General features: G+C 57.3%; 22 protein-coding genes. 13 read left to right on the top strand and 9 right to left on the bottom strand.

All coding sequences use genetic code 11. From position 1 onward, the window contains the following. Nucleotides 1-346: 346 nt before the first annotated feature. From MTP37_RS10135 to MTP37_RS10115, 5 genes are all read right to left on the bottom strand, one after another. The gene (locus MTP37_RS10135) at nucleotides 347-1312 is read right to left on the bottom strand and encodes a transglutaminase domain-containing protein (protein ID WP_249237168.1); all 966 of its coding nucleotides are present in this window, start codon (nucleotides 1310-1312) and stop codon (nucleotides 347-349) included. Between the two features lie 37 nt (nucleotides 1313-1349). After that, complete coding sequence (locus MTP37_RS10130; protein ID WP_249237167.1) at nucleotides 1350-1652, bottom strand: Dabb family protein; 303 nt, start codon at nucleotides 1650-1652, stop codon at nucleotides 1350-1352. Nucleotides 1653-1726: 74 nt separating this feature from the next. Next, nucleotides 1727-1948: a hypothetical protein gene (locus MTP37_RS10125; RefSeq protein ID WP_249237166.1), complete on the bottom strand. Its 222-nt coding sequence runs from the start codon at nucleotides 1946-1948 to the stop codon at nucleotides 1727-1729. Nucleotides 1949-1957: 9 nt separating this feature from the next. After that, entirely contained in the window at nucleotides 1958-2269 is a 312-nt protein-coding gene (locus MTP37_RS10120) for a hypothetical protein (protein WP_249237165.1), read from the bottom strand. Between the two features lie 19 nt (nucleotides 2270-2288). Continuing rightward, entirely contained in the window at nucleotides 2289-2606 is a 318-nt protein-coding gene (locus tag MTP37_RS10115; protein ID WP_249237164.1) for a hypothetical protein, read from the bottom strand. Between the two features lie 1144 nt (nucleotides 2607-3750). On the opposite strand from MTP37_RS10115, the gene MTP37_RS10110 reads away from it, so the two are divergent. The 9 genes from MTP37_RS10110 to MTP37_RS10070 all read left to right on the top strand — a co-directional run bounded on the left by MTP37_RS10110 (nucleotide 3751) and on the right by MTP37_RS10070 (nucleotide 11910). Continuing rightward, nucleotides 3751-4215, top strand: a complete 465-nt coding sequence (locus tag MTP37_RS10110) for a DUF2798 domain-containing protein (protein ID WP_249237163.1) — start codon at nucleotides 3751-3753, stop codon at nucleotides 4213-4215. Between the two features lie 530 nt (nucleotides 4216-4745). Beyond that, nucleotides 4746-5405, top strand: coding sequence for a F0F1 ATP synthase subunit A (locus tag MTP37_RS10105; protein ID WP_097775399.1), 660 nt, complete (start codon nucleotides 4746-4748; stop codon nucleotides 5403-5405). A 39-nt stretch (nucleotides 5406-5444) separates the two neighbouring features. Continuing rightward, nucleotides 5445-5672 carry an ATP synthase F0 subunit C gene (gene atpE, locus MTP37_RS10100; RefSeq protein WP_005944490.1) on the top strand — a complete coding sequence of 76 codons (228 nt, stop codon included), beginning with the start codon at nucleotides 5445-5447 and terminating at the stop codon, nucleotides 5670-5672. 15 nt (nucleotides 5673-5687) lie between these two features. Continuing rightward, nucleotides 5688-6179: an ATP synthase F0 subunit B gene (locus MTP37_RS10095; RefSeq protein WP_005944489.1), complete on the top strand. Its 492-nt coding sequence runs from the start codon at nucleotides 5688-5690 to the stop codon at nucleotides 6177-6179. Continuing rightward, a complete protein-coding gene (atpA, locus tag MTP37_RS10090; protein WP_249237162.1) occupies nucleotides 6169-7923 on the top strand; it encodes a F0F1 ATP synthase subunit alpha in 1755 nt (584 codons plus the stop codon). Before MTP37_RS10095 ends, atpA begins: the two co-directional genes overlap by 11 nt. Then, entirely contained in the window at nucleotides 7910-8791 is an 882-nt protein-coding gene (atpG, locus tag MTP37_RS10085) for an ATP synthase F1 subunit gamma (protein ID WP_097781573.1), read from the top strand. The genes atpA and atpG overlap by 14 nt, the downstream gene beginning before the upstream one ends. 33 nt (nucleotides 8792-8824) lie before the next feature. After that, nucleotides 8825-10237: a F0F1 ATP synthase subunit beta gene (atpD, locus tag MTP37_RS10080; RefSeq protein ID WP_249237161.1), complete on the top strand. Its 1413-nt coding sequence runs from the start codon at nucleotides 8825-8827 to the stop codon at nucleotides 10235-10237. After that, nucleotides 10237-10644, top strand: coding sequence for an ATP synthase F1 subunit epsilon (gene atpC, locus MTP37_RS10075; RefSeq protein WP_249237160.1), 408 nt, complete (start codon nucleotides 10237-10239; stop codon nucleotides 10642-10644). The genes atpD and atpC overlap by 1 nt, the downstream gene beginning before the upstream one ends. A gap of 417 nt (nucleotides 10645-11061) precedes the next feature. After that, the gene (locus tag MTP37_RS10070; RefSeq protein ID WP_249237159.1) at nucleotides 11062-11910 is read left to right on the top strand and encodes a sugar phosphate isomerase/epimerase family protein; all 849 of its coding nucleotides are present in this window, start codon (nucleotides 11062-11064) and stop codon (nucleotides 11908-11910) included. 162 nt (nucleotides 11911-12072) lie between these two features. On the opposite strand, the gene MTP37_RS10065 is transcribed toward MTP37_RS10070, so the two are convergent. From MTP37_RS10065 to MTP37_RS10055, 3 genes are read right to left on the bottom strand one after another with little or no spacing between them, the layout of a single operon-like run. Then, nucleotides 12073-12873, bottom strand: coding sequence for a hypothetical protein (locus MTP37_RS10065; RefSeq protein WP_249237158.1), 801 nt, complete (start codon nucleotides 12871-12873; stop codon nucleotides 12073-12075). Next, the gene (locus MTP37_RS10060) at nucleotides 12867-13568 is read right to left on the bottom strand and encodes an ABC transporter ATP-binding protein (RefSeq protein WP_120120290.1); all 702 of its coding nucleotides are present in this window, start codon (nucleotides 13566-13568) and stop codon (nucleotides 12867-12869) included. The genes MTP37_RS10065 and MTP37_RS10060 overlap by 7 nt, the downstream gene beginning before the upstream one ends. Further along, complete coding sequence (locus tag MTP37_RS10055; RefSeq protein WP_249237157.1) at nucleotides 13561-13938, bottom strand: GntR family transcriptional regulator; 378 nt, start codon at nucleotides 13936-13938, stop codon at nucleotides 13561-13563. The genes MTP37_RS10060 and MTP37_RS10055 overlap by 8 nt, the downstream gene beginning before the upstream one ends. A gap of 260 nt (nucleotides 13939-14198) precedes the next feature. Between MTP37_RS10055 and fucO the strand changes: the two genes are divergently transcribed. The 3 genes from fucO (at nucleotide 14199) to MTP37_RS10040 (ending at nucleotide 18094) form a co-directional block, all read left to right on the top strand. Beyond that, nucleotides 14199-15347: a lactaldehyde reductase gene (fucO, locus tag MTP37_RS10050; protein WP_097781577.1), complete on the top strand. Its 1149-nt coding sequence runs from the start codon at nucleotides 14199-14201 to the stop codon at nucleotides 15345-15347. Between the two features lie 237 nt (nucleotides 15348-15584). After that, the gene (locus MTP37_RS10045) at nucleotides 15585-16892 is read left to right on the top strand and encodes a putative ABC transporter permease (RefSeq protein WP_249237156.1); all 1308 of its coding nucleotides are present in this window, start codon (nucleotides 15585-15587) and stop codon (nucleotides 16890-16892) included. Between the two features lie 239 nt (nucleotides 16893-17131). Continuing rightward, entirely contained in the window at nucleotides 17132-18094 is a 963-nt protein-coding gene (locus MTP37_RS10040; RefSeq protein ID WP_249237155.1) for a calcium/sodium antiporter, read from the top strand. A gap of 83 nt (nucleotides 18095-18177) precedes the next feature. On the opposite strand, the gene hisS is transcribed toward MTP37_RS10040, so the two are convergent. Further along, nucleotides 18178-19419 carry a histidine--tRNA ligase gene (hisS, locus tag MTP37_RS10035; protein ID WP_249237154.1) on the bottom strand — a complete coding sequence of 414 codons (1242 nt, stop codon included), beginning with the start codon at nucleotides 19417-19419 and terminating at the stop codon, nucleotides 18178-18180. A gap of 123 nt (nucleotides 19420-19542) precedes the next feature. On the opposite strand from hisS, the gene MTP37_RS10030 reads away from it, so the two are divergent. Further along, nucleotides 19543-20760 (top strand): MFS transporter, encoded by a 1218-nt coding sequence (locus tag MTP37_RS10030; protein WP_249237153.1) that lies wholly within the window; start codon nucleotides 19543-19545, stop codon nucleotides 20758-20760. The last annotated feature ends 170 nt before the right edge of the window (nucleotides 20761-20930 follow it).

Raw genomic sequence — 20930 nt, 5'->3', positions numbered from 1 at the left:
TCCTGATTTGGCGGGGGACGAAAAAAGCCCTCATCCTGCCGGACTGAGCCGGACAAGGACGAGAGCCTGAAACTTTCGTGGTACCACCTTGCTTCGCCGCACCTTTGCGGGCGCAGCCTTTTGCCGGGCCAAAAAGCACGGCGCAGCGCGATAACGGGCGCACCCGTCGCAGGCTCAATCTTCACCTGCGCAGCTCCGAGACCATCTTCGGCATCGCGCGGCCTGCCCGGTTCCATCCTTCGGGCTTTCTGTCAGGCGCAGACGGTGCGTACTCTTCTCTTCACAGCCAATTTACATTGTTATGTATATAATACGCAAAAACGGTGGGTTTGTCAATAAAAAGTTCTCAAATCATCCTTGCGCCAAACAGGCTCTGATCCATCCGCTGATAGAATACATAATGATAGTGCACGCCTGTGTAGTTGGCGGGGCAGGCAGGGACGGAAGTGCGATCCCACGACAGGCCGGTGTCGTTTGCATAGGTGTCATCCGACAGCAGGAAGAATGCCTCAAAACCGGCAGAGTCGTCACCCTGCACATCGATAATGTACCACTGACCGTCGATCTTTACAGTATTCCACTGATGGCTCGAGTTGGATGCCTTTTTGTCTGCGTGGACATAGCGGCAGTCGATGCCCATGGAGTCGCAGAGAGCCTTCATGGCACGGGCATAGCCGGAGCACTGGGCTTCATGGTAGACCAATGCGCCCCAAGCGGTATTTGCCTGATTCTTTGACCAGTCCGGTGCATAGGAGCAGAACTGGATCAGATAATCGCGAGCAGCCATGACCTTGTCGATATCGCTCATGCCGTCCAGAGGAAGACTGGCGTCAAAGCGGCTGACCACAGCGGCCACTTCGTTCAGTTCGGACTGGTTCAGCTTTGGGCCGTAAACAGTGCCGGGCTTGTAGTTTCCGGCAGGATAGCCGTTGGTCATCTGTGCCTGAACCGCAGCGCTGGCAGCGTTCATGAAAGCAATATCCTCGGTGAGAATGTTGTTGATCTCGGTCAGCGTTCCGATATCCAGCGTATCAAAGTATTCTTTTGCTGTGCTGCTGGCATAAAGGTTGTCCAAGACCAGATTTACGCCGCTGTAATAGGAACGGACCGAATCCGCGGCATACTCATCGTCACCCAGAGTGCTCAGATAGGCTTCGTGCAGGTCGGCGAAATTGTTGTAAGTGTCGATAAGAGTGTGATAGCTTGCAAGAGCGGTTTCACCGGTGACGCCGGCGGCCTGTGCAGAAAGCGGACAGAGACAGAGCAGAACAGCAAGAAAAAGAGCAATGAACTTCCGCAGTGTTTTTTTCATGATTGCACACCTCATTTCAACTTCTGAAAAAGACTTCTTACACCTCGTAATCCAGACAGAACCGTGCCTTGGTGTAGGGCCGCACCTTGCTGTCGGCCACAGCCACATGGGCCGGGTGGACGGAGTAGCCCTTGAGGGCCTCGGCGCTTTCAAAGGTGGTGTCCAGCATCAGGTCGGCGGTGGAAGAGGGGAGACCGTTGATGTTGACATGCACTTCCACAAGGCCCGGGACCTTGCCTGCCAGACCTTCCAGCCCTTCCTTGATGCCTGCCTTGACGGCAGCTTTTTCGGCGTCGGACAGTTCGTCCTTCAGCTGCCAAAGGATCACATGCTTGACCATAATAAAATACCTCCTGCGTTTTTTCTCATTGTAGCAGGGTGAGAAAAAATCCGCAAGAGGAAAGCTGCAAAGTATTATTTGGGTGCAAACAGCAGCACCACCAGTAGCACGGCACAGAGCAACGAAACTACGATGCCCTCCAGCCGGGTCAGCCGGATGTACTCTTCCGTGGGTTCGGGTGCCTGCGTATACCGCCCACGGTCATGCAGGGCAATGGTATCCTCCGGCTGCAGCGCCATAAAAATGCCGAACCCGATGCCGAAAAGGGCGGCTAAGATCGATAAGATGACTTCCATAGAAAACTCTCACTTTTTGTTTTTGTCGTCCCTGCTCAGAGTATAGCACAGATGTGAGATCAGCAGGATAACGCAGAACACGAGCGCCGCCACCATCAAAATGGAATTCAGCGGCTCGACCTTTGGCAGAAAAATGTTGACCAGCCAGAACGTACCGCAAAGGATCAACAGGATGCCGTAAAATTTGTGAAAGTGCTTCTTTTCGTCCTCGGTGCTCCAACCGGTGCCGGTGCCATTGTACAGGTCCCGGATGCCGCGGTACAAAAACAGTACGCCCAGTGCAGCGTTCAGCCAATCCCAGTCCGAAAGATTCAAATTCATGGTGGTCCCTTTCCGGCTGTCAATCCGCACTATGGTTCCAGCTTTCGTAAGCGACAAGATAAAGAAGGTCTCCCACGATGGCAATGCCGAAAAGGATACGGTAGAGCAGCGATGTAACAGGTGTGAAGGCTAAGATCAGAAAGGCGATGCTGTTGAGCATGTAAAACACGCCGTTCTTTTTCTGCCAGAAGGCGCGGTACTCCGGGTCGCGGTGATACTGGTTGAACGGCAGATCGATGAACGGGTCTTTGCCTTGAAGATCCCGAATGCCGGAGAGGAACCAGATAACGGTCAGCACAAGGTTGAATAGAGTGGAAAACGAAAAGAGCGACTCCATGGAATACACCTCCCATCTTTTTCCACAATTATAACATAGGGAGGTGAAAACGCAAGGACGGCATTCAACCTTCCTGCGTAAAATTTGCACAAATCGGGCGTTGACTGTTGGTGAAAACAGCACAAAATAAAACCAGCCGGACGAGGCGTTTGCAAGCCCTCGTCCGGCTGGATACTTACTTCTTCGGAGTCATAAGCCTCTTCTCCTTGGGGTTCCTCATTTTCGGAGTATACGTTTCATAGGGTGACTCTCCTTAGAAACTACTGGAAACTGAGAATCTATTTCAAGGGGACGAATTTACTTAGTACATTGGACTGACCCTTCTCTTAACTGATGGAGTGCGGCACCGAGATTCTGAAGATGAATTTCATATTACCACATTCTTTCGAGTTAGATTTGCCAGGGACAAGTTACTTAGTACATTGGTAGAACTCCTTTTTGCTATTCAAATAATGCTCTCCGTACAAAAGATACCTTCATAGGAATCATCTCCGGCGGATCTATTTGAATCGCTGGGGTTTTAGTTAATCGACAGGTTGTCGTGTAATCGCATTTTTGATACTCAAGACTGGCTCATTTTTGTTGTGTTTTTATACGGGGGAAACATCCCGTTTGTGGTGAGCCTCTGTTTTGCCTCTCAGCGAATCCCGACAGCCTGTCCAAACTGTGCGGGTTCCATATCGACCATCGGTCTCGCTCCTTTCTGCTTCAAGTCAGCGGGAGTAGCTCTCTCTTGAGCTTCTGCTGTACTTCTCTGGTTTCTGGCTTTATTATACATATTCCTGATCGATTTGTCTATTCGCAGAGTGCACAAGGATAGAAACATAAAATTGTGCAGTTCTTGAAAAATGGCAGATGGAACGTACAAAATGCCGCTTTCTGTGCGGCCTGTCCGGACGATCGTACCCTTTGGAGAGGGCTGCCGAGGAAGTCACAGCAAAGCTGCCCAGAAGTTCCGGGCCGTTTGTGGAGGATTTTGCGCAAAACGGGAGAAAATGTCCACAGGGTATTATGCGTCAGATGGATTTGTGCTAAAATAGCGCCAATGAATGGTAGTCGCCGCCGCCCCGCGAGATGAAAGTTTCGCGGGGCGGCTTTTTTGCGGCAAAAATTTACACATAAAAGAAATGGAGACACAATCAAAATGCCTAAAACTTTACCGGAACGTATCTTCTTTACCATTGTCATGGCTGCCATTATGGTCTATGGCATGATCGTTTACAATGTGGCGCTGAACACAGGCGGTGTCACCAATGCCACCTTTGTCATGGCTCTGCACGAGATGCCGATCATGGTTCCCATTGCCTGCGTGCTGGAATTTTTCGTGGTGGAGAAACTGGCCACCCGATTGGCGTTTATGTTCATGCGGCCCACAGATCGTCCGCAGTTCATCACCTATGCCATCTCGCTGATGATCGTGTGCATCATGTGCCCGGTGATGAGTCTGATCGCAACGGTGCTGTTTAAAGAACCCAGCTTTGGCACCTGGGTGCATACCTGGGGCTGCAATATGCCCATGGCCCTGTGCTGGCAGCTGCTGTACTGCGGCCCGCTTACCCGTGCCATCTTCCGGCTGGTGTTCCGCCGGGGCGAAAAGCAGACGGACTGACAGATTTTAGATATATGCAGTTATAATAAATATGTATAGGAGCGGGTGTAATACCGGACGAGACACCTATACGAATTTTATATATCGGGCATATAAAGCATGTACAATGGGGCATTTTTGATGGAAATATTTCCCGGAATGCCCCGAAAAAGCCATTGGAACCTAAGAATTGGCTAAGAAATTTGTGGAAAAAGTACATGCAAAGAGCGTTTTGTTGGACAAGATGCACAACTTTTTTTATATATCAATGCAGTAGAACCACCTAAAATGTAGAATGTGCACAAAGCCACTTGCCAATTTTCGTCAATCGTACTATCATACACAACGAAAAAAGACGAAGTGATCCGTGCAGGAGGGAGGGTGTGACCGGACAAAGCCGAACGCCTTCCTTACTTTTTTCACAAAGCTGCGCCTTTTCTTCGAGCGATAAGAAGGACGCTGCGCCGCCGGGGCGGTGCGGCGGTCTTACCCCCGGAACCCTATTCTTCAGGAAGGAGGAAAAACAATTGAATAATCTGACCAAAGCATTGATGGAAGAGCTGACCGTCGAATACGTCAAGGTCGGCCCGCTGCAGATCCCGGAATCCGTGGTCATCAGCTGGGTGATCCTGGCCATCGTCACCATCGGCTCGATCCTGCTTACCAGAAACCTGAAGGTGGACCACATCAGCAAGCGTCAGGCTGTGCTGGAAATGGCCTACCTCGCAGGCACCAATTTCTTTGAAGGTCTGCTGGGCGAAAAGGGCAGGCGCTATGTGCCTTACCTGATGACCGTGGCCATCTACATCGCTTTCAGCAACCTGATCGGCGTGTTCGGCGTCAAGCCCCCCACAAAGGATCTGGATGTGACCGCAGCGCTGGCGCTGATGAGCATCATCCTGATCGAGGGTGCCGGCATCCGGGCACGCGGCGGCGTGGGCTTCTTCAAGAGTCTGGCTGCCCCCACTCCGGTCATGACCCCTATGAACATCCTCGAGATCGCCATCCGCCCGACCAGCCTGTGCATGCGACTGTTCGGCAATGTGCTGGGTGCATTCGTCATCATGGAGCTGATCAAGCTCGTGGTGCCCGTGTTCGTCCCGGCGGTGTTCAGCCTGTATTTTGACCTGTTCGACGGTCTGATCCAGACCTACGTGTTCGTGTTCCTGACTTCGCTGTTCATGAAAGAGACCATGGGCGGAGAAGACTGATCCATTGATATTTACTGAATTTAAAAGGAGATTATTACTATGAATGGTTTGATTGCTCTGGGCGCTGGCATTGCAGCGCTGACCGGCATTGGCGGCGGTATCGGCATCGGCATCGCAACGGGTAAGGCAACGGAGGCAATCTCCCGTCAGCCCGAGGCATCCGGCAAGATCCAGACCAACCTGCTGCTGGGCGCTGCTCTGGCAGAAGGTACTGCAATTTTCGGCTTCGTCGTTGCACTGCTGATCATCCTGTTCCTGGGTCAGTAACGGAGGCGCAGACGAATGCTGAAGTTGGATATTAACCTGCTGTGGACCGTCGTGAACGTCCTCGTCATGTATGCGGTGCTGCGCAAGTTCCTGTTCAAGCCTGTTCAGGACGTGATCGCAAAGCGCCAGCAGATGGTGGACGCAAACCTGGCCGATGCGGAGACCTCCAAGAAGGAAGCCGCCGAGACCATGAACGCCGCGCAGGAAAAACTGCGCAATGTGGACAATGAGGCCGCTGCCCGCCGCGAAGCCTACGAAAAGCAGGCTGAGGTCGAAAAGCAGCAGCTGCTGGCAGATGCCCGCAAGCAGGCAGACGCCATCGTGGCCGCCGGCAAGGCGAGCGCCGAGGCCGAACGCCAGAGCAAGCTGCGGGAAGCCGATGCCCAGACCACGGCACTGGCCCGTGCGATGTGCGAGAAGCTGCTGGCCCGCAATCTGACCGCCCAGGACGACGCACGTCTGCTGGACGATCTGCTGGAGAAAGCAGGTGCAGGCAATGGCAACTGAATTCAGTCGTGAATTTTTTGCGGACAACCGCATCGTCAAGGCCGAGCTGCGCAGCGCCCGCAAGCCCCGGGAAGAGGAGCTGAACCGGGTCCGCGCCGAGGTCCGCAAGCTGTATGACGCCACCGAGGTCATCCTGAACGTGACGGTGGACGAGAGCCTGCTGTCCGGCTATGTCCTGCAGGTGGGCGACCGTGTGTTCGATAACTCCGGCCGTCATCAGCTGGACAAGATGATGGAGGGCAAGCCCTCGCTGGCTACCCTCAAGACCCGCATTGAGGACTACAAGCCCGCCGAGACCTCTGCCGAGGGCGGTGTGGTCATCTCCTCTGCCGACGGCATCGTGCACGTCGAGGGCATGAACCGCGCCGTGTACGGCGAGATCGTCACCTTCGACAACGGTGCCAAGGGTATGGTGGAGAGCGTGGACCCCGAACAGCTGGGCATCATGCTGTTCGACGGAGCTGAGACCGTCGGCGTGGGCACCATGGTGACCCGCAGCGGCAAGCGTGCCGGCATCCCGGTGGGCGATGCCTTCCTGGGCCGTGTCATCAGCCCGCTGGGCGAGCCCATCGATGGCAAGGGCCCCATTGAAGCTGTGGGCTACAACCCCATCGAAAAGCAGGCCCCCGGTATTCTGGAGCGTCAGAGCGTGGATACCCCGCTCCACACCGGCATCCTCGCCATCGATTCCATGTTCCCCATCGGCCGCGGCCAGCGTGAGCTGATCATCGGCGACCGCCAGACCGGCAAGACCTCCATCGCCACGGACGCCATCCTGAACCAGAAGAACACCGGTGTGCTGTGCATTTATGTGGCCATCGGCCAGAAGGCTTCTTCCATTGCCCGCGTGGCAGGCGATCTGCAGAAGCACGGTGCCATGAGTTACACCACCATCGTGGCGGCTACTGCTTCGGATTCCGCTCCCCTGCAGTACATCGCACCCTATGCCGGTACCGCACTGGCCGAGTACTTCATGAGTCAGGGCAAGAGTGTGCTGATCGTTTACGACGATCTGTCCAAGCATGCAGTGGCCTACCGTGCCATTTCTCTGCTGCTGCGCCGCTCTCCGGGCCGTGAGGCTTACCCCGGCGATGTGTTCTATCTGCACTCCCGTCTGCTGGAGCGCTCCTGCCGGATGCGCGATGATCTGGGCGGCGGCTCCATCACCGCACTGCCCATCGTTGAGACGCAGGCAGGCGACGTTTCGGCTTACATCCCCACCAATGTCATTTCCATCACCGATGGTCAGATCTTCCTCGAGAGCGCCCTGTTCAATGCAGGCAACCGCCCGGCCGTCAATGTGGGCCTGTCGGTGTCCCGTGTGGGCGGCGCTGCCCAGACCAAGGCCATGAAGAAGGCCAACGCCAACCTGCGTATCGAGCTGGCACAGTACAAGGATATGGAGTCCTTTGCACAGTTCAGCTCGGATCTGGACGCGGAGACCCGCCGCCAGCTGGATCACGGCAAGGCTCTGATGGAAATGCTCAAGCAGCCGCTGTATCAGCCCAAGTCCGACGCCGAGCAGGTGGTCACGCTGGTGCTGGCTTCCCACGGTGTGCTGGACGAACTGCCCACTGCCGAGCTGCGCACCAAAACTTCCGCATTTGTGCGTCAGTTCCGCGCGGATGTGTCCGGTACGATGGATAAGATCACCGCCACCGGCAAGCTGGAACCTGAAATGGTCGATGCCATCCTGAACGCCTGGAAAGCTTATGCGGGAGGCGACAGCCATGCCGTCCAGTAAGCTGCTGAAGGAGCGCATCGAGAGCATTCAGGACACCATGAAGATCACGAACGCCATGTACCTGATCTCCTCGTCCAAGCTGCGCAAGGCACGTAAGAACTACCAGAATGTGTCGCCCTACTTCAACCGTATGCGCGATACCATTTCCCGTGTGGTGCCCCACCTGCCGGAAGAGCCGGTGCATCCGTTCTTCCACGAACGCAACATCGCAAACCCCAAGCGCGCTTACATCGTGCTGACGGCAGATAAGGGCATGGCAGGCGCTTACAACCAGAACATCATCAAGTTCCTCAAGGAAAATGCGGATGAGAATGACCGGTTCTATGTGATCGGCCAGACCGGCTACCGCGCTCTGTACCACAAGGACCCGCGGCTGGTGGAGGATTTCCACTACGGCGCCACGGAGCCCACGCTGCAGCGCGCCCGCGATATCACGATGGACGCCATCGATGATTTCAAGACCGGCAAGCTGGATGAGATCTATCTCATCTATACCCGCATCGAGAATGCATTGACCAGCGAGCCCACCATGGTGCGTTTGCTTCCGCTGGACCGCGCCCATCTGCAGCCTGCCCCCAAGGGTCTGGGCGATCCGAAGGGCGATGTGGAGATGTTCCCGTCTGCATGGACGGTGTTTGAACAAATCGCGCCCATTTATATGCACGGCATGATCTTTGGTGCCATGACCGAGAGCTTCTGCGCAGAGCAGAGCGCTCGCATGACTGCCATGGATTCCGCCACCAAGAACGCCAACGATATGATTCGGGAGCTGCAGCTGGAATACAACCGCACCCGTCAGGGCTCCATTACACAGGAGATCACCGAGATCATCGGCGGTGCGGCTGCCGTGCAAAACCGGGCAGAATAAAACGTATTCACACATTAGATAGAGGCAATCCAAATGATACAGGGAACTATTATTCGCGTAGCCGGCCCTGTGGTGGACGTGCAGTTCACCGCAGGCAAGCTGCCTGCCCTGCAGGAAGCGCTTACCGTGACCGCCGAGGGCACCGAGCGCACGATGGAAGTGACACAGCATGTCAACGAGACCACTGTGCGCTGCATCATGCTTTCCGCCAGCGAGGGTCTGGGCAAGGGCATGACCGTGCAGGCCACCGGCCACGGCCTGACCGCACCGGTGGGTGAAGCCACGCTGGGCCGCATGTTCGACCCGCTGGGCAGACCCATCGACGGCAAGGGCTCTGTGGATGATGTGCCGCATTGGCCCATCCACCGCAAGGCTCCCAGCTTTGCAGAGCAGAAGCCCGCGACCGAAATTCTGGAGACCGGCATCAAGGTCATCGATCTGTTGGCCCCCTATGCAAAGGGCGGCAAGATTGGTCTGTTCGGCGGCGCAGGCGTCGGCAAGACCGTGCTGATCCAGGAACTGATCCACAACGTGGCCACCGAGCACGGCGGCTACTCCATCTTCACCGGCGTCGGCGAGCGCTCCCGCGAGGGCTGCGACCTTTGGGGCGAGATGAACGAGTCCGGTGTTCTGAGCAAGACCGCACTGGTCTTTGGTCAGATGAACGAGCCCCCAGGAGCACGTATGCGTGTTGCTGAGACCGGCCTGACCATGGCAGAGTACTTCCGTGAGGAGACCCACAAGGACGTGCTGCTGTTCATTGATAACATCTTCCGTTTCGTGCAGGCAGGCTCCGAGGTGTCCGCCCTGATGGGCCGTATGCCTTCTGCTGTGGGCTACCAGCCCACTCTGGCCAACGAGCTGGGCGCTCTGCAGGAGCGCATCACCTCCACCAAGGAAGGCTCCATCACCTCTGTGCAGGCCGTCTACGTCCCCGCCGACGACCTGACCGACCCGGCCCCCGCCACCACCTTTGCACATCTGGACGCCACCACCGTGCTGTCCCGTAAGATCGTGGAGCAGGGCATTTACCCGGCCGTGGACCCGCTGGCATCCACCTCCCGCATTCTGGAAGCAGATATCGTGGGCGAGGAGCACTACCGCGTGGCCCGCAAGGTGCAGTCCATTCTGCAGCGCTATCAGGAGCTGCAGGACATCATTGCCATTCTGGGCATGGATGAGCTGGACGAGAACGACAAGCTCACCGTTGCCCGCGCCCGCAAGCTGCAGAAGTTCCTCTCCCAGCCCTTTGCTGTGGCCGAGAACTTTACCGGCCTGAAGGGCAAGTATGTGCCGCTGCAGGATACCGTGCGCGGCTTTGCCGCCATTGTGGACGGCGAGGCCGACGATCTGCCGGAGTGGGCTTTCTTCAACGTTGGTACGCTGGAAGATGCCCGCCAGAAGGCAGCGGAAAAGCTGGCTGAGGAAAAGGGCGGTGCCGTCTGATGAACAAGTTCATGCTGAGCATCACTGCGTCCAGCGGTGAGTACTATCAGGGCGATTGCGAAGACCTTGTGCTGCCCATCAGCGATGGCGTGTACGGCATACAGGCCGGACACAGCCCGGTGCTGGTGGCCATCCACATGGGCATCCTGCACTTTGAGGTGAACGGTGAAAGCCAGGACATCCTGGTAGGCGACGGCATTGCCGAGGTGACGCCTGCCTACGTGATGGTGCTGGTGGACAGCGCTGAGCGTCCGGAGGATATCGACAAGAACCGTGCCGAGGCTGCCCGCATCCGTGCCGAGGAGCGTTTGCAGCATCAGCAGAGCATGCATGAATATTATCAGAGCAAGATCGCGCTCGACCGTGCGATGCAGCGCCTGCAGGCCGCTGCAAAGTACCGGCGCTGAGAAAGAGCCGCATCTGTCGGGACCAGATCTGCAAAGAGAGCATCATTTGTATCCATTGAGGATGCAAAGTGATGCTCTTTTTTGTTTCAGGCTGTTCCATGGAACGCAGCTTTCGTGTATAATAAGGTCAATGCAATACGGAAATCAATTTTTGCAGCTTGACCCAGAGCTAAAGCCTTCACCCCTTGGGGACAGATTTCCCCCGCACCGGGGGAAAATGTCGCATAGCGACAAAAGGGGGAGCAGGTGGCGCGTAGCGCCGGATGAGGGGTATTTAGGGTAAAATGCAGCTGTCCTGCGCCCTCATCAGTCACCTGCGGTGACAGCTTCCCCCGACCGGGGGAAGCCTTTATTCGGAAAGTTGATTTCCGTGTCAATGCAACCCCGCGTGTTGTGCGGGAAAGGAGGAGGTTTTCCATGATCCAATTCGGCCTGCGTCTGCATGACGCGGAAAAGCTGCCCGTTGAACAGGTGCTGCCGCTGGTGCGCCAGAAAGGCTTTACCTGCGCCCATGTGGCCCTGAGCAAATCCTTCAAGGAGCTGCCCTGCACCCCCAGCGCCCTGACCCCCGGCTATGCGCTGTACCTGCGGCATCTGTTTGAGAAAAACGGCATCGACATTGCCGTGCTGGGCAACTATCTCAATCTTGCCCACCCGGATGCGGATGCCCTGCACGCCATTCAGGAAAAATACTATGCCCATATCCGTTTTGCAAGCCTGCTGGGCTGCGGAATGGTGGGCACCGAGACCGGTGCGCCCAACGCGGAGTACAAATTCTGTCCGGAGTGCCGCAGCGACGAAGCCCTTGCTACTTTTATCCGGAACTTCAAGCCGGTGGTGCGCTGTGCCGAGCAGTACGGCGTGACCATTGCCATTGAGCCGGTGGTCAAGCACATCGTGTACGATGCCAGACGCGCCCGCACCGTGCTGGACGAGATCGGCAGCCCGAACCTGCAGATCCTGTTCGACCCCGTCAACCTGCTGAACATGGAAAATGTGGACCACCGCGAGGAAGTGTTCGCCGAGGCCATCGAGCTTCTGGGCAAGGACATTGCCATGATCCACTTCAAGGATTTTCTGCGCAAGGATGCGGGCGGCCAGCTGGCTGCTACGGGTGCAGGGCAGGGAGGCATGGAGGACTACCGCACCATCCTGCGCTTTGCAAAGCAGGAAAAGCCCTATATCTTTGCAACGCTGGAGAATACCACCCCGGAAAACGCGGTGGAATGCCTGAACTACCTGAAAAAGCAGTACGACGAGTGCTGAACACCTTATAACAAGAAAAACATCTGCAAACTTTGCCCGGAATGGGGCAGCTTGCAGATGTTTTTTGTATCAGATGAAGTTTATGGTTCGGCCTTTTACAAATTGCAATTAAAGAAATAGTTCCGCTGAAAATGTCCAGAGCGAAAGCGGAGGACATTAAAATCATTCCAGATCCAGCTTATGCTCCATCAGCCAGCGGGTCAGCAGAAAGTACCCTGCGGCAAAGGCAATGCTGACCGCCAGCCCGAATAGGGTGGTGAAAGCACTGGGCGCAGCAATGGAAACATCTACACCGCCAAGGGTGGGATAGGAAACAGCCTGCAGCATGTCGGCACTGCTGACACCGGAGCTCAGCCAGTTCTGCAGGAAGGACAGCAGGAAAAATGCCAGAATACCGGCCGGGACCATGTGCTTTTTGAACTGGTGGCCGATCATGCATGCGGCATAGATGCACAGGATGCTGGACACCAGTGCCACCAGCCCGTTCAGCGTTTCAAAGATCAGCCAGAGCCACCCGGAGCTGCCGGTCATACGGAAGATCTCCACCACTTTCTGCCACAGCTCCGGCAGCTGCTGCAGGGCCGCGCTGTTCAGAGACAGAGCCAGCAGCATCACCGCAAAGGAGAAAATACCCACGATGCTGCTGCAAAGCATCCAAACCACGCTGGAGATCAGCTTGGAAAGGATGAGCTGGCTTTCCGTCACCGGCAGGGTGTGCATCAGGTAGCCCTCGCGGCCCAGCAGATTGCGGGTGAAGCGGGTCACAATGGTCATCACGGACACCACTGCCACCGCAACGGCTACGATCATGTAGGCGAACAGCAGCAGAGATGCAAAGTCGTCCTTGGAAGAGCTGCGCAGGGAAAAGCCGCTCAGCACTGCCAGCGCAACAAGGGCCAGATACAGCCCGCCATAGGTGCGGCCGGTGGCCTTGAATTCATATTTTAACAGCTGTTTCAGCATTTGAATACCTCCCGGAAATATGCATCCACGCTCATGCCCTCGGTCTCGCGCAGCTCTTCGGCATTGCGGTGGGCGAACACCCGGCCATCCTTCAAAAAGACGGCTTCGTCCAGAATGGGCTCGATATCGCCGATGAGGTGGGTGGATAGAATGACGGTCGCATCCCGGCTGTAGTTGTTCAGGATGGTGCTCAGGATGTAGTCCCGGGCGGCAGGGTCCACGCCGCCAATGGGCTCATCCAGCAGGTAGAGCTTTGCGGCGCGGCTCATGGCCAGGATCAGCTGCACCTTTTCCTTGCTGCCCTTGGACAGGGTCTTGAGCCGCGCCTTCGGTTCCAGTTCCAGCCGGGCCAGCATTTCGTTCGCCTTGGCGGGGTCAAAATCGGCATAAAATTCGCGGAACATTTCCACCAGCTGCTCCACACGCATCCAGTCCGGCAGCCAGTCGGCGTCCGGCAGATAGGACACGATGGCTTTGGTGTCCGGCCCGGGGGTCATGCCGGCGATCCGGATGCTGCCTGCACTGGGCTGCAGCAGACCGTTCGCCAGCTTGATGAGGGTGGTCTTGCCGCTGCCGTTGGGGCCAAGCAGCCCCACGATGCGGCCAAAGCCGATGTGCAGGTCTACATTTTCCAGTGCGGTCTTATCCTTCTGGTAGCACTTGGTCAGTGCTTCACAGCTCAAAAGTTCACTCATTGCGGTCCTCCTTTGCGTCCCAGTGTTCCAAAAGCGCGGCCGCCTGTGCGGGACTGTAGCCGATGCCGCGCATCTTTTCCAGAAAATCCGACGCCAGCGTCCGGGCGGTGTCGGCACGAAGCTGTTCGATCAATGCAATGTCCTCCGTAACATAGCGGCCTGCGGTGCGTTCGGTGTGCACCAGACCTTCCGTCTCCAGCTGGGCAAGGGCCCGCTGCATCGTGTTTGGGTTTACCCCGGCGGCTGCGGCCAGATCCCGTACCGAATCCAGATGCCCGCCCGGCGGGTAGGTGCCGGCCAGGATCCGGGCCTTCAGCCGTTCCACAAGCTGGGCATAGATCGGGCGGCTGGCATCAAACTGTTCGCCCATGGTATCATCTCCTTGTCTCATTGTACTAAGCGCTTGATACAATAATACACGATTTGCGCTGCTTGTCAAGGGAAAAAAGAAAAAACATTATAAAACTGTGGAAAATCGGAAAAAGTGCCTATAAAATACTGCACATTGATAAAAAATTACAATAAATTCAAACAATTTCACATAGCAAAGCTTTTAACAATGTGCTATGCTGAAAAACAGAGAGCTCCGCCCGGAAAGCGGCGGAAAAGAGATTTGGAGGAAAAATAACTATGGCTGACCGCATCGTTCTGAATACCATCTCCTACCATGGCCACGGTGCCATTGAGAACATCGTTCCCGAACTGACCGCCCGCGGCTACAAGAAGGCATTCGTCTGCTCCGACCCCGACCTGATCAAGTTCGGCGTCACCAAGAAGGTCACCGATCTGCTGGATGCTGCAAACTTTGCCTACGCTGTTTACAGCGAGATCAAGCCCAACCCCACCATCGCCAACGTGCAGGACGGCGTGGCCGCTTTCAAGGCTGCTGAGGCTGACTGCATCGTGACCATCGGCGGCGGCTCCTCCATGGATACCGCAAAGGCCATCGGCATCATCATCAATAACCCCGAGTTTGCGGATGTCCGCTCTCTGGAAGGTGTTGCTCCCACCAAGAAGCACGCGGTGTTCACCATCGCTGTTCCCACCACCGCCGGCACTGCTGCCGAGGTCACCATCAACTACGTCATCACCGATGTGGAGAAGAAGCGCAAGTTCGTCTGCGTGGATACCAACGATATCCCCGAGATCGCTGTGGTTGACCCCGATATGATGTCCTCCATGCCCAAGGGCCTGACCGCCGCCACCGGCATGGACGCTCTGACCCACGCCATCGAGGGCTACATCACCAAGGGCCACTGCGTCATCTCCGATATGTTCCATCTGGAAGCCATCAAGCTCATCAGCCAGAGCCTGCGCGGCGCTGTACAGAACACCCCGGAAGGCCGCGAGGGCATGGCTCTGGGCCAGTACATCGCCGGCATGGGCTTCTCCAATGTGGGTCTGGGCATCGTCCACTCCATGGCACACGGCCTGTCCGCTCTGTATGACACCCCGCACGGTGTGGCCTGCGCCATCCTGCTGCCGGTGGGTCTGGAGTACAACAAGAGCGTCGCCGGTGAGCGCTACCGCGCAGTCGGCAAGGCCATGGGCGTTGTGGGCATCGACGAGATGAACGATGTGGAAGCCGCTGACGCCACCATCGCCGCCGTCAAGCAGCTGAGCGCAGACGTGGGCATCCCCGCAAACCTGCACGGCATCCTGAAGGAAGAGGATATCCAGTTCCTCGCCGAGTCCGCATTTGCAGACGCCTGCCGTCCCGGCAACCCCCGCGACACCAGCGTGGAGGAGATCGTGGAGCTGTATAAGAGCCAGCTGTGATTCCGCTCTGTAAATTCAAGCTGTAATTTTGGGCCCTGCTGTCCTTCGGGATGGCAGGGCTTTTTTCTAAGATGTATCTGAAAACAAAGCAACAGACTGGATCTTCGTCTTTTCAGAGATGCCCGGAGAGTCTGCCGCGTCGCAGAGTGACAAAATTTCTGCACGGCTCTTGTACACAGTGCCCAAAACGGGTACAATCAATGCAGTAAGAAAAAAACTGGAAGCGAAAGGAACCTTATGACGCTGAATTTCTATACTCTGAGTGTTATTTATCTTGTATATTCCTTTCTGGGCTGGGTGGCGGAGACGGTAGTCGCGACCATCCGGGGCGGAAGGTTTGCCAACCGCGGTGCGGCGGCAGGCCCGTTCTGCTTTATCTACGGTACCACCGGCGTGCTGCTGGCCGTGAGTTTCGGCGACCTGCGCACCGAGCCGGTCTACCTGTTCTTTGCCTGCATGATGGCGGCAACGGTGATGGAATGGATCACTGCCAAGCTGCTGGAACGTCTGCACCGCCGCAAGTGGTGGGACTATTCCGGCAAAAAATTCAATCTGAATGGCTATGTGTGCCTGCAGTATTCGCTGCTGTGGGGTGCACTGGGCACGGCAAGTGTGCTGTGGGGCAATGATGTGCTGCTGCGGCTGTGCGCGCATATCCCGGTCTGGCTGCTGCGCCCGGCAGTATGGATCTCGCTGACGGTGGCGGTGCTGGACCAGATCGGGTCGGCAGTGCTGGTGCAGCAGTATGCGGCCCGGCACCCGGTGCTGGAGCAGCTCAACCAGAGACTGGGGGAGCGGTCGGATACGCTGCGCCGCAGGATCGCGCTTTACATTGAAAAACGCATCCAGTATGCTTACCCGGCTGCGGCCCGGCAGGAGCAGACTGCGCTCCGGAAAGGGGAAAAGAACTTCCTCAGCGTGTCCGACCTGCTGTGGCTGTTCGTGATCGGCGCGTTTCTGGGCGACATGGTGGAGACGGTGTTCTGCCGCGTGACCGCCGGGGTCTGGATGAGCCGCTCCAGTCTGGTCTGGGGGCCGTTCAGCGTGGTGTGGGGTCTGGCGCTGGTGCTGGCAACGGTGCTGCTGCGTCAGGAAAAGGACCGGAGCGACCGCTATCTGTTCGCCTTCGGCACCGTCATGGGCGGTGTGTACGAATACGTGTGCAGCGCCGTCACTGAGCTGCTGTTCGGCACCGTGTTCTGGGACTATAGCAAGTTCAAGTTCAATCTGGGCGGGCGCATCAACCTGCTGTACTGCTTTTTCTGGGGCATTGCGGCGGTGATATGGATGCGCTACGGCTATCCGCTGGTGCTCAGAGGCATGGAGAAGGTGCGCAGCCACGTCCGCCCATGGATGACCGTCCTGCTGGCAGTGTTCATGGCGGTGAACATGCTCACCAGTGCGCTGGCGCTGGCCCGGTACGATGCCCGCACCAGCGGTGAAGGCCCCAAAAACAGCATCGATACGCTGCTGGACGACCATTTTGATGACGTCCGTATGGAGCGCATCTATCCCAACGCGAAGAAAGTGGCCAAGGCTGGATGAAATTTCAACGTTCCTCTTGCACTTTGGTGCAAAAATCGGTATAATACTTTCCGGATAAAAGGGAGTAGAGGGCGCACGTTCGCAAAACGATGCGCTGTGCCGCAGCGGCATCCCCGCAGAAATGCCCGCTGCGGTGCCGGATGCTTGAGACTTTTATTACGCTTTCCCGTTTCTGGGCAAGCTGTAATAGAGGTCTCTTTTTTATGGCTGCTCTGCCGGAAACAAAAGGAGAAAAAACTATGCTTATCCCTGTTTTGCTGTTCATCGTGGGCCTGCTGTGCCTCATCAAGGGCGGTGACTGGTTTGTGGATGGTGCCACGGGCATTGCCCGCCGTTTCCATGTGCCGGAGCTGCTCATCGGTGCTACGGTGGTGTCCATTGGCACCACCCTGCCGGAGGTCATGGTCTCCACCACCTCGGCCTTCACCGGTCACGGCGAGATCGCCTATGGCAACGCCATCGGCTCGATCATCTGTAATGCATCCCTCATTGCGGCTATCACCATTGCGGTGAAGCCGGGCAAGGTAGACCCCAAGAGCCTGCGCACGCCGGTGCTGTTCTTCTTTGTGGCAGCAGCCTTTTACGCGGGCGTGGCCTATACCACCGGCTACTACTCCCGCCCGGTGGGCCTTGTGCTGCTGGCCATGTTCGCGGCCTACATCGTCTGCAACGTGATGGCGATGAAGAACGCCCCCGCCCCGGAAGAAGCGGAGGAGACCGATGAAAATGGGTCCCTTGCCAAGGAGCTGGGTCTGCTGGCTGTGGGCGCAGTGCTCATTGCCGTGGGCGCGAATCTGCTGGTGGATAACGGCACCCTGATCGCACAGGCACTGGGCGTGCCGGAGTCGGTGATCGCGCTCACCTTTGTGGCGCTGGGCACCTCGCTGCCGGAGCTGGTAACGGCCATCACCTCGCTGGCCAAGGGCCATGGTGCGCTGTCTCTGGGCAATGTCATCGGCGCGAACGTGTTCAATCTGGTGCTGGTGAGCGGTGTTTCCGCAGTGGTGGCACCCTTTACCATCCCGCAGAACTCCATGCTGTTCGGACACAACGCTTCGCTGGTGCTGGAGTTCCCGGTGATGTTTGCCGTGATGCTGCTGCTGACGGTGCCGGCCCTCATCAAAGGCAGGCTCAGCCGCCCGCAGGGCATCGCTCTGCTGTGCATCTACGCGGCCTTCTGCGTGGTACAGTTCACCATCTGAGCATACAAGAAGCAAGCAAGACGCAAAAAAGTCCCGGTGCAGTTCGGTTTTACTGCACCGGGACTTTTTACGCTTCAGAAGAATTACTGCTGTGCAAAGATCTTGATCTCGTCCTTATCCATAAAGGCGGCACCCACAAAACCGGCGGCTTCCAGCTGGCCCAGCTGTTTGCCCAGCTTCTTGCCCTGAGGCAGAACGGTCACGTTGTAGCTGTCACGCAGGGAAGCGGCCTTTGCCAGCACGGCGGGGAAATCGGCATCCTTCGTGTACAGCAGGACGATCTTCTGCTTGGCGCCAGGGATCTGATAGCCCTGCTCCAGCAGGATGCCGCACACCCGCTCAAAACCGATGGAGAAGCCCACGGCAGGCACCTGCGTGCCAAGGAACTTGCCCACCATGTTGTCGTAGCGGCCGCCGCCTGCAACGGCACCGCTGAACTGCGGGCAGGTGATTTCGAACACCATGCCGGTGTAGTAGCCCTGACCGCGCACCAGACTGGGGCAGTAGGCCACCTGATAGCGGCCTGCAGCCATGGCGTTTGCGGTGGCCAGAACATACTTGAGGTCGTCGGCGATGGCCGGATCTGCGCAGCGGGCCGCTACGGCGTCCAGCGTTACCTCACCGGCGGCGATGAAATCGGCCAGAGCCTGAATGGCGGCTTCCGGCAGCTGCTTCTCGGTCAGCTCAGCCTTGACGCCCTCGGCACCGATCTTGTCCATCTTATCGAAGGTGATGCAGACGGAATCCAGCGTATCTGCGGCAAAGCCCATGCTTTCCAGCATGCCGCGCAGGATGCGGCGGTCGTTGATGTTGACGGTGAAGCCGGTAAAGCCGATGTTCAGCAGAGCGCGGGTGGTCACGTCGATCAGCTCCACCTCGGCGTTGGGGGAAGAATCGCCCAGAATGTCGATATCGCACTGCACGAACTCCCGCAGACGGCCCTTCTGGGGACGCTCGGCGCGGAAGACGCGGTCGGTCTGGATCACCTTGAAGGGGCTGGGCAGCTTATCCTTGTTGGCGGCATAGTAGCGGCTCAAAGGCAGGGTCAGGTCATAGCGCAGGCCCATGTCGGACAGCTGCTTGGGGTCGCCGGTGTTCAGGGCAGCGGTGAGCTTATCGCCGCGCTTGAGCACCTTGAAGATCAGGTTCAGGTTGTCGCCGCCGTCGGATTTGTCCAGATTTTCCATATCCTCCAGCATGGGGGTGGAAATGCGCTCGAAGCCGGACGCACGGTAGGTCTCCAGAATTTTGCCCTGAATGTAATCGCGCAGGGTCTGCTCTGCGGGCAGCAGGTCGCGCATGCCCTTCAATGCCTGTGTTTTCATAAGATGGTTCCTCTCTATATGAATCAATGTAAATGCTTTTACCTTATTCATTATAAAGGAATCTGCCGTTTTGTCAATTGAAATGGGCACACTGTAAGGGAAAAACCATTCGGAGGGCAGGCAATGAAACAGCAATTTGCAGCAAAACACCCGTGGACCATCCTTGCGGCGGGCGCAGCCATTCAGGTGCTCACGGGCATCCCGGCGGCGTGGGGCGTATTTCAACAGCCGGTGATGGAGGAGTACGGCCTGAGCGAGCAGGGGGCGGGCTATGCCTTTGGCATCCTCATTGCGGCGTTCGGTGTGGGGTGCGTCCTCGGCGGCTTTCTGCAGGACAGCCGCGGCCCGCGGTGTGCGGCTCTGTGGGGGACAGCACTGCTGTGCGGCGGATTTTTTGCGGCGGCCATGCTGCCGGGCGGCAGTGCAGGCAGCTTTTTTCTGGCATTCAGCATCCCGGCAGGGCTGGGCACGGCGTTTCTGTACCCGTCCATCCAGTCCTGTGCACAGAAGTGGTATGCCGGACGCAAGGGCCTTGCCACCGGGGTCATCGGCGGGGCGGTGGGGCTTTCCGGTGCGTTCCTCACCGTATTCGTGCGCACGGCGGTCAGGGGCTTTGGGATCGTGCAGGGCATCCGGGGTGCGTTCTGGGCACTGGGAGCCGTCACGCTGCCCATCTGCCTTGTGGGCAGCCTGCTCTTGCAGGACCCGCCGCAGGACACCGAAAAACAGCAGAAAAACGACAGAAATACCATTGACCTCTCGCCATGGCAGATGCTGCGCACACGGCAGTACTGGCTGTGTGCAGGGGCTGTGTGCTTTTCCACCCCGGCGGTGCTGCTGTTCAGCCCCATCATCCTGAAGCTGGGCGTGGAGCGGGGGCTGGACGAGAACGCTGCTCTGTGGAGCGTGGTGCTGGGCAGCGTGGGCAGTGCGGCAGGCCGCCTGCTGATGCCCATGCTCAGCGACCGCATCGGCCGCAGGCCCACGGACATGCTGCTGTTTGCGGTGTCGCTGGGGCTTTCAGCGGGATTTGCGTTTGCGCAGGGCTGGTGGGTGGTGGCCTGCTATGCGGGGCTCACCTTCTGCTACTCCGGCCTTGCGGCGGTGCTGCCTGCCCTCTCCACGGACCTGTTCGGCTTCCCCCACGCAGGGGTGAACTACGGCTTTCTGGCGCTGGGGCAGAGCGTGGGAAGTCTGGCATTTCCGGCTGCGGCGAATCTGTGGGGGCTGGAAGCCGGGCGGCACTGGCTGGCTGTGGGCGGTGCGGCGGCAGGTTTTGCTGCCATGTGGGCGCTGAAATCTGCCGGACAGCAGCCCCGCAGGCAGGACACAGGAGCGTGAAATTTGTCTCCTTGACAAAGTTGACAAAAAATTGACGAATGAAATGACAAAAGCATCTGAATTGACAGTTAGCGGCAGACAACCGCAAATAGTTTTGATGTTTTTCCCGGAAATGTATTGCAAAATCCGTCCGCTTTCTCTATAATAAAATCATGCGTGGTAGTACCGGT

This window comes from Faecalibacterium sp. HTF-F (assembly GCF_023347535.1).
GTDB classification, from domain to species: domain Bacteria; phylum Bacillota; class Clostridia; order Oscillospirales; family Ruminococcaceae; genus Faecalibacterium; species Faecalibacterium wellingii.
The sequence above is the reverse complement of the archived record's forward strand: the minus strand, read 5'-3'. Positions and strand labels throughout refer to the sequence as shown.

Bases quoted from the DNA above. Each gene is read 5' to 3' on its own strand.
- MTP37_RS10135 (WP_249237168.1), bottom strand. From the start codon at position 1,312: ATGAAAAAAACACTGCGGAAGTTCATTGCTCTTTTTCTTGCTGTTCTG.
- MTP37_RS10130 (WP_249237167.1), bottom strand. From the start codon at position 1,652: ATGGTCAAGCATGTGATCCTTTGGCAGCTGAAGGACGAACTGTCCGAC.
- MTP37_RS10125 (WP_249237166.1), bottom strand. From the start codon at position 1,948: ATGGAAGTCATCTTATCGATCTTAGCCGCCCTTTTCGGCATCGGGTTC.
- MTP37_RS10120 (WP_249237165.1), bottom strand. From the start codon at position 2,269: ATGAATTTGAATCTTTCGGACTGGGATTGGCTGAACGCTGCACTGGGC.
- MTP37_RS10115 (WP_249237164.1), bottom strand. From the start codon at position 2,606: ATGGAGTCGCTCTTTTCGTTTTCCACTCTATTCAACCTTGTGCTGACC.
- MTP37_RS10110 (WP_249237163.1), top strand. From the start codon at position 3,751: ATGCCTAAAACTTTACCGGAACGTATCTTCTTTACCATTGTCATGGCT.
- MTP37_RS10105 (WP_097775399.1), top strand. From the start codon at position 4,746: ATGGAAGAGCTGACCGTCGAATACGTCAAGGTCGGCCCGCTGCAGATC.
- atpE (WP_005944490.1), top strand. From the start codon at position 5,445: ATGAATGGTTTGATTGCTCTGGGCGCTGGCATTGCAGCGCTGACCGGC.
- MTP37_RS10095 (WP_005944489.1), top strand. From the start codon at position 5,688: ATGCTGAAGTTGGATATTAACCTGCTGTGGACCGTCGTGAACGTCCTC.
- atpA (WP_249237162.1), top strand. From the start codon at position 6,169: ATGGCAACTGAATTCAGTCGTGAATTTTTTGCGGACAACCGCATCGTC.
- atpG (WP_097781573.1), top strand. From the start codon at position 7,910: ATGCCGTCCAGTAAGCTGCTGAAGGAGCGCATCGAGAGCATTCAGGAC.
- atpD (WP_249237161.1), top strand. From the start codon at position 8,825: ATGATACAGGGAACTATTATTCGCGTAGCCGGCCCTGTGGTGGACGTG.
- atpC (WP_249237160.1), top strand. From the start codon at position 10,237: ATGAACAAGTTCATGCTGAGCATCACTGCGTCCAGCGGTGAGTACTAT.
- MTP37_RS10070 (WP_249237159.1), top strand. From the start codon at position 11,062: ATGATCCAATTCGGCCTGCGTCTGCATGACGCGGAAAAGCTGCCCGTT.
- MTP37_RS10065 (WP_249237158.1), bottom strand. From the start codon at position 12,873: ATGCTGAAACAGCTGTTAAAATATGAATTCAAGGCCACCGGCCGCACC.
- MTP37_RS10060 (WP_120120290.1), bottom strand. From the start codon at position 13,568: ATGAGTGAACTTTTGAGCTGTGAAGCACTGACCAAGTGCTACCAGAAG.
- MTP37_RS10055 (WP_249237157.1), bottom strand. From the start codon at position 13,938: ATGGGCGAACAGTTTGATGCCAGCCGCCCGATCTATGCCCAGCTTGTG.
- fucO (WP_097781577.1), top strand. From the start codon at position 14,199: ATGGCTGACCGCATCGTTCTGAATACCATCTCCTACCATGGCCACGGT.
- MTP37_RS10045 (WP_249237156.1), top strand. From the start codon at position 15,585: ATGACGCTGAATTTCTATACTCTGAGTGTTATTTATCTTGTATATTCC.
- MTP37_RS10040 (WP_249237155.1), top strand. From the start codon at position 17,132: ATGCTTATCCCTGTTTTGCTGTTCATCGTGGGCCTGCTGTGCCTCATC.
- hisS (WP_249237154.1), bottom strand. From the start codon at position 19,419: ATGAAAACACAGGCATTGAAGGGCATGCGCGACCTGCTGCCCGCAGAG.
- MTP37_RS10030 (WP_249237153.1), top strand. From the start codon at position 19,543: ATGAAACAGCAATTTGCAGCAAAACACCCGTGGACCATCCTTGCGGCG.